The 12,213-nt window shown below is 55.9% G+C and carries 13 protein-coding genes; 6 read left to right on the forward strand and 7 right to left on the reverse strand.

Annotated elements, in window-relative coordinates:
- Window positions 1-3: 3 nt before the first annotated feature.
- The 3 genes from HMPREF3016_RS04830 to modA form a co-directional block, all read right to left on the reverse strand.
- A complete protein-coding gene (locus HMPREF3016_RS04830) occupies window positions 4-1,383 on the reverse strand; it encodes a molybdopterin molybdotransferase MoeA (RefSeq protein ID WP_070740592.1) in 1,380 nt (459 codons plus the stop codon).
- A gap of 30 nt (window positions 1,384-1,413) precedes the next feature.
- Complete coding sequence (locus HMPREF3016_RS04835; RefSeq protein WP_048751145.1) at window positions 1,414-2,280, reverse strand: molybdate ABC transporter permease subunit; 867 nt, start codon at window positions 2,278-2,280, stop codon at window positions 1,414-1,416.
- A 77-nt stretch (window positions 2,281-2,357) separates the two neighbouring features.
- A complete protein-coding gene (gene modA, locus HMPREF3016_RS04840) occupies window positions 2,358-3,179 on the reverse strand; it encodes a molybdate ABC transporter substrate-binding protein (RefSeq protein ID WP_070740595.1) in 822 nt (273 codons plus the stop codon).
- A gap of 180 nt (window positions 3,180-3,359) precedes the next feature.
- Between modA and moaA the strand changes: the two genes are divergently transcribed.
- The 5 genes from moaA to HMPREF3016_RS04865 all read left to right on the forward strand — a co-directional run bounded on the left by moaA (window position 3,360) and on the right by HMPREF3016_RS04865 (window position 8,152).
- Entirely contained in the window at window positions 3,360-4,583 is a 1,224-nt protein-coding gene (gene moaA, locus HMPREF3016_RS04845; RefSeq protein WP_070740598.1) for a GTP 3',8-cyclase MoaA, read from the forward strand.
- A gap of 3 nt (window positions 4,584-4,586) precedes the next feature.
- Entirely contained in the window at window positions 4,587-4,853 is a 267-nt protein-coding gene (locus tag HMPREF3016_RS04850) for a MoaD/ThiS family protein (RefSeq protein ID WP_048751142.1), read from the forward strand.
- Between the two features lie 107 nt (window positions 4,854-4,960).
- Window positions 4,961-5,650 carry a molybdenum cofactor guanylyltransferase gene (locus HMPREF3016_RS04855; protein WP_246828461.1) on the forward strand — a complete coding sequence of 230 codons (690 nt, stop codon included), beginning with the start codon at window positions 4,961-4,963 and terminating at the stop codon, window positions 5,648-5,650.
- Between the two features lie 28 nt (window positions 5,651-5,678).
- Window positions 5,679-6,947, forward strand: coding sequence for a molybdopterin molybdotransferase MoeA (locus HMPREF3016_RS04860; RefSeq protein ID WP_070740601.1), 1,269 nt, complete (start codon window positions 5,679-5,681; stop codon window positions 6,945-6,947).
- 182 nt (window positions 6,948-7,129) lie between these two features.
- Entirely contained in the window at window positions 7,130-8,152 is a 1,023-nt protein-coding gene (locus HMPREF3016_RS04865) for a LacI family DNA-binding transcriptional regulator (RefSeq protein WP_070740605.1), read from the forward strand.
- Window positions 8,153-8,313: 161 nt separating this feature from the next.
- Here HMPREF3016_RS04865 and HMPREF3016_RS04870 read toward each other — a convergent pair whose 3' ends face one another.
- A complete protein-coding gene (locus HMPREF3016_RS04870; protein WP_070740608.1) occupies window positions 8,314-9,021 on the reverse strand; it encodes a GNAT family N-acetyltransferase in 708 nt (235 codons plus the stop codon).
- Window positions 9,022-9,325: 304 nt separating this feature from the next.
- Window positions 9,326-9,703: a PTS sugar transporter subunit IIA gene (locus HMPREF3016_RS04875; protein WP_256370665.1), complete on the reverse strand. Its 378-nt coding sequence runs from the start codon at window positions 9,701-9,703 to the stop codon at window positions 9,326-9,328.
- Between the two features lie 144 nt (window positions 9,704-9,847).
- Here HMPREF3016_RS04875 and HMPREF3016_RS04880 point away from each other — a divergent pair, with 144 nt between their 5' ends.
- Window positions 9,848-10,201: a hypothetical protein gene (locus HMPREF3016_RS04880; RefSeq protein ID WP_070449073.1), complete on the forward strand. Its 354-nt coding sequence runs from the start codon at window positions 9,848-9,850 to the stop codon at window positions 10,199-10,201.
- Window positions 10,202-10,295: 94 nt separating this feature from the next.
- Here the strand turns inward: HMPREF3016_RS04880 and HMPREF3016_RS11050 are convergent, their stop codons facing one another.
- On the reverse strand, window positions 10,296-10,442 hold the full coding sequence (locus tag HMPREF3016_RS11050; protein WP_160311320.1) for a hypothetical protein: 147 nt from the start codon (window positions 10,440-10,442) through the stop codon (window positions 10,296-10,298).
- Window positions 10,443-10,631: 189 nt separating this feature from the next.
- Window positions 10,632-12,167, reverse strand: a complete 1,536-nt coding sequence (locus HMPREF3016_RS04885; protein ID WP_070740611.1) for a glycoside hydrolase family 32 protein — start codon at window positions 12,165-12,167, stop codon at window positions 10,632-10,634.
- Between the last annotated feature and the right edge of the window lie 46 nt (window positions 12,168-12,213).

Below are 12,213 nucleotides of genomic sequence, written 5' to 3' on the forward strand. Positions count from 1 at the left end.
GGTTTAGTTATCCGTAAGCCGGATGCGGTGGTACCGCACCGCTCCTCCCCCAGTGTACGTGGTGCCCGGCGCCAGCTCGATGAGCACATCGGCGGTCGCAGCATGATGCAGCAAATGCGATCCGGGCAAAACATCGGGGTATAGCTCCACCCGATAGGTCCCCGGTTCAAATTCAACCATCGCCAGGTTACCGCGCAAAAATTGGCGTTTATTGGCCGGTGCCGTCAGCGGTTTATCAATGACGAGCACGCCGCGCGGGGCATTTTCGAGAGTCGCCATGCGCGAGGCCACCTCGTGCGGGGTGCCGTAAGGTCCGCCCGCACGCAGGTAGGGGCGAAGCATCAGCACATAGGAAATAAGGGTACTGACGGGGTTACCGGGGAAAGAAATCATGGGCAGACGGTGCCCGTTGAAATCCAGCACATTCACGCCCTGTGGCCCGCCGGGCTGCTGGCTCACATGCCCAAACCAGCTAAGCGGAATTGGCAGCCCCAAAGACGGTGCCATAGCGATGGCATTACGCACAACCTCGTATTTGCCGTGGCTGATCCCGCCGGAGGTGATAATAATATCCGGTGCGAAAGTCTCATATTCTTCCCGCAAGTGCTCGATCAGAAGCTCCGGATCGTCTCCGATCGAGATGCGCCGCACCACGGCGCCGTCCTCGACCAACATTGAGGTGAGCATGGGACCGTTAGCATCATAAATCTGGCCATAGGCAAGCTCTGTAGCCGTATCGTCACCGTCTTCGGTGAGGGTGGGGCGAATCTCGTCGCCGCCGGTGCACACCAGCACGCGCGGCCCGCAGGCAACCGTCACGCGGGTATACCCCTGTGCGGCGAGTGTACCCAGCAGTGCGGGGGTCACGCGCTCGCCAGAGCGCGCCATGATTTGCCCAGCTACCACGTCTTCGCCACGTCGACGTATAAACTGCCCTTTGGGCGCCTGAGGGAGCCTAATTTTTTCGCTGGGACGCCCGAAGGATTCGGGTAGGTCTGGATATTCGATGCGCTCAGAATGCTCAACCGGCACCACCGCAACATATCCCTTAGGAATGGGGGCACCGGTCATAATCGGGTAGGTTAAATCGTCGGATGCGCGCGAACGCTGCAGCGGCCGTCCCGCCGGAATTTCACGCCCCACCGTAAAGATGCGGTTCTCACGGCTGGCACCCTCGGCGGTTAGGGCGTAACCATCCATCTGGGAGTTATCGAAACTCGGTACATCAAGCCTGGCCAGCACATCCTGCGCAAGGATACGGTCGGTAGCACGCGCCAGCGGCAGGTTTTCGGCGCGACCAATAAAAGTATCACGCAGTAAAAGCGCCAGATAGGCGCGATACTCTTCGGTGCTGGGGGTGCCATCGAACTGGGGCTTGTGCATCTGTACTCCCAAATGGTGATGAATTATCTACTAGCTATTGTAAGAGGCTTTGGCACGCAGTTTCTTCACCACGGAAAATAGGCCGAGCAGACCAAAGATGCACACGTACAGGCTTATGAGCATGAGAGCATTGCCCAATGCGGAGCTCATGCTTCCACCAGCGATCGCCAATTCGATACCGAGCGGAATAGTTTCGGTTTTGCCCTGCACATTACCCGCGAAGGTGACTGTGGCACCGAATTCGCCGAGCGCTCGTGCGAAGGAAAGCAGGAAAGCGGTAGCAATTCCCGGTGCCGCTAAGGGAAGGAGCACCCTATATGTAATTTCGGAGGATTTTGCCCCTTCCACCCGAGCTATCTGTTCGTATTCTTCAGGGATAACCTGCAGGGTTGTTACGGCGGTCGCCACGAAGAAAGGCAGAGCCACGAAAGTTTGGGCAAGAATAACTGCGGTGGGTGTAAAGGGAATCATAATGCCCGCGTGGTACAGATGCTCACCGATCATACCCTTACGCCCCCAGAAGAAGAGCAGCCCCAAACCCGAAACCACCGGGGAGAGGATCACGGGCGTATAAATAATCGCGTACAGTACTCCCCCAAATTTTTTCAGGCGCGAGCGGCTGAGCACTTTAGAGAGCACCAGCGCTAAGGGGGCGCCTAAAAGCCCGCAAATCAGCGTCGAAATACTGGCAGTGGTGAGCGAGAGACGCGCGGCGTCGAGAACTTCTTTGTCGATAATGTCGTGCAGGCGCATCCAGGGGATGTTGTACAGCAAACCCACGAGCGGACCCAGAATAAGCAGGAAACCCAGGAGCGCGGGAACGGCAAAATAACGGGGAACGGCAGTGAAAGCAGTATGTTTTTTCACGGGTACGTCTTTCGGAATCTGCGGCGACACAGCCGCCTCCTGCAAGAATCTCGCAAGGTTCTTTCAGGAGGCGACCGTTACGTGACAGCTGTTGTGCGTTAGAGATTCTAGTTTGTCTGAGGAGACTCGAAGTCGTACTTTGCCAGAATCTTTTGGGCTTCATCCGAAGAGAGCCATTCGTTAAACTTCTTCGCAGCATCGGAGGAAGAACCCTTAGTGGTCAGTGCTGCGGGGTACTCGTTCCTGGGAACATCCGGCAGGTCTACCGAACCCAGGTTCTTGCCGTCTTTCTTAGCGGCGGCAAGGTCGGTCGTATAGATGAAGCCAGCATCCGCGTTACCGGTAGTGACCTTGGTGGTCACTTCGCTCACGTTGCCTTCGGTGGTCGCGTTCTTAAGCTCAATATGGTGTTTCTTGAGCTCTTCATCCGCCAGGGTACCGCAGGGCGCGTTCACCTTACATACGGCAACAACACCTTCGGTGTTCTTCAAATCGTCCAGCGAATTGATCTTGCCGGGGTTACCCTCGGCGGTGACCAGTACCAGCTTGTTGGTGGCGATAACCTCGCGCTTGGCATCCTTGAATTCGTCGAGTTTAGCCGCCTTATCCATGTTCTGGGTATCGGCGGTAATCAGGAGATCCGGGCTTGCGCCCTGCTCGATCTTCTGCACCAGCTTGGAGGAACCTTCGAAGGAGTAGGTGATCTCAACGCCGGGGTTTTCCTTCTCGAACGCTTCCTTCAGCTCGACACCCGCATTGCGCAAGGAAGCAGCCGCATAGACCTCAACCTTGCCAGACACGGATCCGGATGCTGCCGAAGAAGCAGAGGCAGACGCATCGGTGTTAGAGGAGTTGGAGCCGCATCCGGTCATGGCGACAGAGGCAAAAAGTGCCGCGCTGGCACTGGCAACCTTCAACGAAGTTTTCATAGTGTATGTTTCTTTCCTGTGGTGTGATGACGCACAATAACGTGCATTCCCGCCGCGATAATAATGTGCCGTACGTTTGCGCTCGATGTAACTTAAGGTACGCACACTATCCTCATACCCGCAGACATGGAATAATCTAATTGTCACCTCTAATATACGAATTTTCTTTGAGGTCATTCCATGGCATACACCGCCGGTTCAGGTCGGACACAGCTTATTGCGGGCCCCGTGTTACGCACCTTAGCTTCTGAGCAGGATGCGAACACGGCTTTTGTTACGCCCGAAAATTCTGGTGACGCCCAAAAGCCCTTACATAAACCCGCACGCAAGACCCCATATATTACAAACCGCGGTCCGCTCTTAGATAGGTGGGGGCGCATCGCCACCGATTTGCGGATTTCGCTGATTGATAAATGTAATCTTCGTTGCATTTATTGCATGCCCGCCGAAGGTCTGGAGTGGCTGCCTAAAAATAATCTACTAACATCCGCTGAAATTGCACGCCTTGCCGACATCGCCATTCGTGAACTTGGAGTCGAAGAAATTCGTTTTACCGGCGGGGAGCCCCTGGTGCGCGCAGACCTCGTCGATATTATCGGGCGAATTCACCGCGAACACCCCACGATTCCGCTGGCGATCACCACCAACGGCATAGGGCTTGAAAAACGTGCGCAGGCGCTCGCCGATGCCGGGTTGAGCCGTATTAACGTTTCACTCGACACCATCTGCCCCGAAACCTTCGCCGAGTTGACCCGCCGCGATCGCCTGGGGGCAGTTCTTAAAGGCATTGACGGCGCGGCAGACGCGGGTCTAAAACCCATCAAAATTAACGCTGTGCTCATGCCCGGTATCAACGACGCTCAGGCCCCCGAACTTCTGCAATGGGCGCTTGACGGCGGCTACCAGCTGCGGTTTATCGAGCAGATGCCGCTAGATGCCGATCACAAATGGACGCGTGAAGGAACGATTACGGCGGCACAGATTCGCACGATGCTCTCCGAACACTTCGTTCTGGGCACAGTCGCCGAAAAACGCGGCGACTCCCCCGCCCAGCTTTGGGAGGTCTACCCGCTGGGTACCGCCCTCGACGGCGCCGGGTTCCCGCGCGAAGATACCGCTTCGCTCGGGCGTGTGGGTATTATCGCCTCAGTCACCGAATCATTCTGCGGAGCGTGCACCCGCACCCGCCTGACCGCCGACGGCAAAATCCGTTCCTGCCTCTTCTCGGATTCCGAAACCGACCTGCTCGACCTGCTGCGTTCGGGGGCCAGCGACCGCGAGATTGCCTTGAGGTGGCGCGAAGGTATGTGGTTCAAACCGCGCGCTCACGGCAAAGAAGACGCTGATTTCGATATTGAAGAGTTCGCTCAAGCAAGCCGCTCAATGAGCGCTATCGGAGGTTAAAACGTGCAGATACATTTCTTCGCTGCCGCACGTGCCGCATCTGGCGTTGCCGAGACACAGGTGAGCCTTACAGATTTGGTCGAGCCGACCCTGCGTGCGCTCGTCGAAAAATTGGGTGAGGCGTTTACCGGGAAAACTGCCTCCGGCATGACGCTCGCGCAGGTTATGCACCAGTGTTCGTTCCTGATCGACGGTACCCGTTCCGAACTCGATACTGTGCTCACCGAAAATGTGCGCGTAGACGTTCTGCCGCCCTTTGCTGGCGGGTAAACTCAGACTTATGGGCTGTCGTTCGCTTTTGGCGGTTGCTTCATGTTTTCCACCAGGATGCGCACCACGCTACACTTGCTGCCATCATCCCGGAAGGTCTCACCTCTGTGCACACACCGCATGACCCATTACGTGCGCCGGATAACGGTACACGAACCCAACATCCGGTGACCCGCACCGCCCAGATTCCCGCGTTCTGCGCCATTATTGTGGCGGGCGGTAAATCTTCGCGCCTCAATCACACCCCGAAGGCCGGGCTTTCCAATGGTTCCCAGACCCTTTTGGAACGCGCGCTTGATGCCGCCGGGCAGGCACAGCTGCGCGTAGTCGTAGGCCCCGAAACCTTGCCGGTGCCGTCGGATGCACTGCATACGCGCGAAGACCCTCCCTATTCCGGTCCTGCGGCGGCGCTTCATGCCGGACTCGAAAAACTTGCGGCAGCCTATGCGGCGCGCGAGAAGGCCCCTCCCGCGTGGTGCCTTATTTTGGGGGTAGATACCCCGCAGATAGCGCCCGCAGTGCAGAAACTTCTCGCGCACACAGTAGACGCACCGACCGAAACTCTGGGGTACTGGGGCGTAGCGGAGGGAGTCTTCCAACCGCTCGTTGGCATCTACCGGTTCGCACCCCTACGCGAAGTCTTTGCAGAGGGCAGCACAAACGCCTCCGTGCGCTCTTTTGTGAAGCGTCTTGCCCCGGTCGCCGTCGAGCTCGATCCCGCGCATACTGCCGACGTCGATACCTGGGAACAGGCACACGAACTCGGCTACAGCACTCCACGCTGGCTCGACTACTAATAACCCATCAACTTCAGCAGAGGATTCCATGTCTCACCACCATCCACCCGCCGTTTCCTGGCATGAAGCACGCGAACTGCTTCACACCGCCGCGAGCGCGCTCACCCCAACGCTGAGCACCGAGGCTCTCCCCCTGCAGGCGACCATCGGCAGGTATGTGGCGGAAGACCTGACGGCGCGTATGCCTGTGCCGCACTATAGTTCTTCGGCGATGGACGGGTATGCTATCGCCGGTGCACCGCCCTGGCGTCTCGTATCGCCGGATTACCCCGAGGATGCGCGCACAAACGTTCACCGTCTGGCGGTGCCCATTGCCGCTGGGGAGGCAACCCCGATTCTCACGGGCGGGCTTCTGCCCGAGGGAACCGAGGCGATTGTGCGTGAGGAGCATTCGTACCGGTACGAGGGTGCCGGTGCGCTCGGTTCAGGAATTCACTATCTTGACATGGCGGAGGGTTACACGGCCCCGGAACCCGGAACGGATATCCGCTATGCGGGCGCGGAGCTTTCTCCCGGCGCGATTCTAAGCTCTCGCGGCGATCTTATTACGGCGCAGCGCGCGGCATTCTTGGGAGTCAACGGTTTTGACGAGCTTCCCGTGCTTAAGAACGTTCCGGTGCGGTGCGCTTTCACGGGGAACGAGGTTATTACCTTTGGTATGCCCTCTCCTGGTCAGGTTCGGGATGCGTTCGGCGGTTTTCTGGAAGTCTCTCTCGCCGCCGCCGGGTGCGAGGTGCGTCCTTCCGCACGGCTTGCGGATATTGCCGAAGAATTCCACACCTTTGTGACGACTTCGACCGCGCGCATCCTGATTTTTACGGGCGGGTCGAGCACGTCCGGGGTAGACATGGTGCGGCAGACGCTTACCGATATTGGTGCCGAGTATATTTTCGAGTCCGTGCGGGTGCGACCGGGGCATCCGGCGTTGGCGGCAAAGATTCCCGCACCCAAAGAGGGCATGAATGCGGGACAGGAGCGTTTGGTGCTGGGTCTTCCCGGTAACCCGTTAGCGGCGTATACGGCGTTATATTCGTATCTTCCCGTGATCCTGGCGGGGCTGCGCGGTCTGCCGATTCCGGCGCTTGATCGGGCCGAACTCGCTACAGATATTCCGCCTCTGCGCAAGCGTTCTCAGCATCGTCTCATGCCGGTGCGGGTTTCTGAGGGTAAGGCGTATCCTCTGGACGCTCTAGCCTCTCATATGCTTTCAGGGCTGGCTCAGGCGACCCACTTCGCTCTCGTGGATGCGACCGGCCAGCGGACGGGCACGCATGCGATTCTTGTGCCTGTTTTCTAGCCCGCACATCGTTCTGCTATACAGACCGCGTTACCTAAGTACCTCGATCCCCGCTCAGTAAAAAAACTTGCCGCATGAGGGAAGATATTCCGTACTGTAAACACGTGCTCGCACAGGGTTCTCGGTGCATCCGAGAGGCTGTATAGTGTTGGGAGATTATCTGACACGCGAAAGGACGCGCTATGGCACAGCCCAAACTCGGCGATGTTGCCGCCCGTGCTGGGGTTTCGCCCACGACGGTCTCGCGAGTGTTGAATAACCGCGGCTATTTGAGCCAGAAGACTCGTGAGAAGGTTTTTGCGGCTATCCGCGAGCTAGGTTATCGCCCTAATGCCATTGCCCGTTCGCTTCAGGAACGGCGTTCGCATATTATCGGGCTTATTTTTCCGACCGTGGCGCATCCTTTTTATGGGGAAATGGTGTACCGTTTGGAGTCGCGTTTGGCGAACGCGGGTTACCGGGTGATTCTGTGCAATAGCGATGAGCAGCCAGAGCTTGAGCACCGTTATTTAGATATGCTTTTTGCCCATCAGGTGGACGGAATTATTACCGGCTCTCATTCGCAGGCCGTCGCGCAGCTTCCTCAGGTACAGGCGCCGCTGGTGGCTATCGATCGCCCCGAAACCGGTCCTTACCCCAATATTCGTTCCGATAATTATGCGGGCGCACGGCAAGCGACCGAGCATCTGATCGGCACTGGGGCGCGGCGTATACTGCACATTACCTCGACCCTAAGTGAACAGAATTTACGGCAGAGAGGTTATGCGGATGCGCTTACCGCTGCTGGGCTATCACCGGATTTTCTGGAGCTTGGATTTCACGAGTCAGCGGAACATCAGCGCAACATGCTGTACGAATATCTTGATGCGCATCACGGCGCCCAACCCGTTGAGGCGGTTTTCGCATCGAATGATACCTATGCGTCGCTCGCCTTGGCTTGGACTCAGAGCCGCCGGGTGCAGGTGCCCGAAGATTTCCAGGTTATAGGTTTTGACGGTACGGATACGGTTCGCACACTTCTGCCCGAACTTGCGAGCGTGGTGCAGCCGATTGATGCTCTTGCCGAGCGTGCCGTTCGGCGTTTAATGGAGGCGATCGCAGCCGAGACCGAGGAAGATGCAGAACCCGCAGACGCTAGGGGCGGTGAGGATATTCTGCCGGTAACCCTGCGGTTGGGCGGCACGGTGCGGTCTGCACGAGATTGAGCGTTGTGCATACGCCGTATCACGTGTCTAATATGCCCAAACGACCGCTCAAGCTTTAAGGTATTTCCTCTCAAATATTTCAGATAAAAATACGTGTCTTGAACCCTCGCAACGTTAGAATTGCGAGTGCTCAAGACACGCGGCGATGAATTGGGTACGTTCTATGAGGAGGAGCCGACGAGCTCCCGCATCATGAAATGTCCCTCATCGTGATGAGAGTCTTCTTCACGGACAGATACGCTGTGCTCATCATCCTGAGCGGTTTCAAGATTCATGGGGTACAGCATGCCCATATAGGGGTCTCCCGAGGCGAAGGTGCCCATAGGAATGAAACCAAGACGCTCGTACAGAGCGGCACTACGCGGGGTGGACGCCTCCAAATATGCGGCGGTACCGTCAAAGCGGTCAATCGCGTGACGCAGAAGCTCCGTTCCAACCCCAAGACCCTGAGCGGCCTTCCGCACCGCAATCGTGTGCAGATACCAGTGCTTAAACTTCGGACGGTACTTGTGCAGTTCACGATTCTCAGCCATCACATGCCGCATAGTACGCGGTCCCAAGATCCTCATGAACTTCGCGTTATCTCGAAGCTCTTGTTTGACATCGGTCTGCTGATTTTCGGGAGAAAGCCACAGGGCAGTACCCAGAATCTTTCCGTCGAGATCAACGGCGACGTCTACACATCCGCGAGGCATATAGGTGCCTTCGAGCTGGACTTCAAAACGTGCGCGCAGTTTATCTTCCTGCGGTTTTTCGCCCAAGACCTTGTACATATAGGGGTCGTTCAGGAACGCCTCGGTGAGCGTATCAAGAACCTGCGATACTTCTTCTGGACGAGCTTGGCGGACGGTGTACGGGGTGGTATTCATGATGATCACCTTTCATGTGGTTGGGTACTAGCTATCGGCTGGGGTGGGTTCTCATCCCCTCTCAATCTCTGCATTTTTATGCAGAAAACACTGACATATATAACGTTATCTAACTCACCAGAAGCGAACAAGGAGGTACGACACATTTCCCTACAGCGTCACACCCCGTTCAATGTAACGCGGAATTCTGCGAAACCATTGTCACCACAACGAAAAACGTGGCACCCCATCAGAGATTTTCGTGATGGGGTGCCACGCACTTTATGCACCTCTGAGCGTAAATTTATGTCTCGCTCAGTGAAATCTATGCCGAAGTTTTCTCTTTGAGGCCAACCTGAAGCAGGTTGTCACCGGCAGCAACCGAGGCACCCGAAGTCTGCGCATCACGTACGGCGGTGGTGAGCTTCTTCGCGTTGGTGATGACCAGCGGGGTCACCAGCACATACCCGGCATCCTTGATGGCGGGAATATCGAACTCGGCCAGAATATCGCCACGTTTGACGGTATCACCCTTGGCAACCTTGGGGGTAAAGTGCTTGCCGTCCAGCTCGACAGTATCCATACCGATGTGCATGAGCAGATCCAGCCCGTCTTCGGTGCGCATGCCGTAGGCGTGACCGGTGGGAAATGCCACAGTAATCTTACCGTCGGCGGGCGCCACAAGGTATTTCTGGTCATTTATAAATAGACAAAATACATAGGTAAATTAAATATTTTACTTTTCAAGCACAATTAATATCTTGTAATACTATCAAAAATATTGCGCGAAGAACTTATCTTATATAGCTTGGGTTTTAGGTAAGGATATTCCACCTTAGGAGGTACCATGGCTCGCGTAAATCTCAAGAGTTTTACTTTAATCGCTGGATTGTCAGTAGCCTCTATTTTAGGGGGCATACCGTCTGCTAATGCAGTAACTTACACTCCACCATGGCGCATTTACTCCGACATTACTGAAATCTATAGCGGTCGGGAGCTTCTTGAAGGACCAGATTGGCAACAGATTATAGGTCCTGGCCGTAAAGCATGCGAAGAAAAATACGGAAACATTAATCGATTAGGTGTGTACAATATCACCTTTGATCAGCATGTCGTGACTAACCAAGTAGACAATGTTGGCTTCACCACTAATTTTAGGTGTGAGTATGTGTTCGCAGGAGATGGTTCTGGACACATGTAAGAGTTAGAATACGGATAATAAAGGAGGGTTAATGTATTAGGAAGTTACTTCCTAATACATTAACCCTCCTTGTTTTGGATGTTCCAAATCCAATTCACATGTTTTTGCTACCTTTGCTTTGAGGATGATCGCAGGAGTAAAGTGCTAGCAGCCCAAAAGGAGCCGCCGCAGCCGCCGCGCGGATGTTGTCCACGCCTCCGACATCCTGCAGCACGCGCTCTGCCACTGATTTGTGGTCCACGCTACTCTCCTTTGGATTGGCACCCCGAGGTGCTGTCTGTGTTAAAGGCGGTGAAAAATCACCGTTTCGTGATATGTCAATCGCTTGACATGTTAGCATGCAGCATACCCGAAGATAGGAGCCTGGGACCATGAAATCCCAGGCTCCTGCACAATATATTTTTTCTACTTATGAAACTCCCTAATGGGGCTAGTTTTTTCGGGCATACTCAAGCGAAAGAACCTTCCCGCCGGTCAGACGAACACGGCGTTTCTCACCTTTGAAGAAGGTGCGGGCACTAAATACCTCTGCACCCAGCGAAGCCGCAAGCTTACCGCCCACGAAGAGTTCGGCAGCCGAGCCATCGACGAGCAGCTCGAACTGGCGGGTCTTAGCACGTTTGAGGGTACGGCGGCGCAGGCTGCCTCCCTCGGTGTAGCGGGTTCCGCCGCGATCCATCTGCACGAAATCCTGATCCAGTACGATACTCAGCGCCACGCCGTGCGTATCCTTAATCTTGATTTTCACGCGTTCATCGGCAACGTTCACGCGGCCACGCAGGCGGAAGACGCGCGCATCCTTAAGCTCTTTGAGCTTACCTTTCTCGTCTGGCTCGATTGGCTGAAGCGGCATGGCGTCGTCAAGCTGAGGCACAGGATGCTGATAGAGCTTACCATCGCGCAAGTGCAGTTCGCGGGGGAAGGTCATCATATGCACCCAGCGTTTCGACCAGGACGGCTGGTCGTCCTGCTCAGCATTGCCGAACCAGGCGATCATCACGGTCTCCTCGTGGGGCGCATCCTTAGCCGCTGAGATTCCGGTGCCCGAGATAGTCTGCGGGGCGTAGAATTCGAAGCCCGCATCCAGCTCGGTAAAGGGGGTTTCTACCTTGAACTTGAGGGTTTTCGGGTTGAACTCACCCACAATATAACCGCTCTGGTAGATGTTGAGGTACTTCTCTCCCATCGGTTTTAAACCCTGCGGGCTGAAGATGAGCACATCCCGTATCTCGCCGGTGACTTCGTCACGCAGCTGCAGCAGAGAAGGACACTCGAACATGTAGCATTTCTCAAGCTCTTTAGCCTTGATACCCAGCTCGCCCTTGAATTTCCAGTCGCGGCGATCTTTCGAGGTGTACACAACCACGGCACCGGTCTTATCTTTGCGCTGCGCGCCGATGACCATCCACCATTTTCCGTCACGCTCAAATACGTGAGGGTCACGATAATGAGCCGTGTAACCATCGTGAGGACCAGAAATAAGCGGCGGAAGCTGGCGAACGGGGCTCGCATCTTTACCCGCGGTGGCAAGAATCTGGTAGGATTCACGCTTATTCTTGGAGTCTTTGACGTTGCCCGTGTAGAAGAACTCGAAACCGCCCTTCACGCGAATACCCGAACCCGAGTAGCATCCGTGGGAGTCGTAGCGGGTATTCGGAACCAGCGCGGTCCCCACGTCTTTCCAGTCTACGAGGTTGGTACTCACGGCGTGGCGCCAGTACACTTTGCGTTCGGGGTGAAGCGGCGAGTACTGGTAGAAGGCGTGGTAGTTGTGCCCGTCATAGACCAGTCCGTTGGGGTCATTCAGTCTTCCTACCGGAGGCGCTAAATGCAGCGCCGGATAGTCGCGGTCAGATCGAACAGCAGCGCCGAAGGTATCCAGAACGTCTTGTGCCTCAAGGGCTAGGTCTCGTTCGGGGCGTGCTTTCGATGCCTTCTTTGAGGTCTTGGTTTTCTTCGGGCTCATGGTCTCGATCTTTCCAACTCTCAGATATCTGTGCTCTGCTCCCCCG

Source organism: Rothia sp. HMSC065D02, from assembly GCF_001815285.1.
GTDB classification, from domain to species: Bacteria; Actinomycetota; Actinomycetes; order Actinomycetales; family Micrococcaceae; genus Rothia; species Rothia dentocariosa.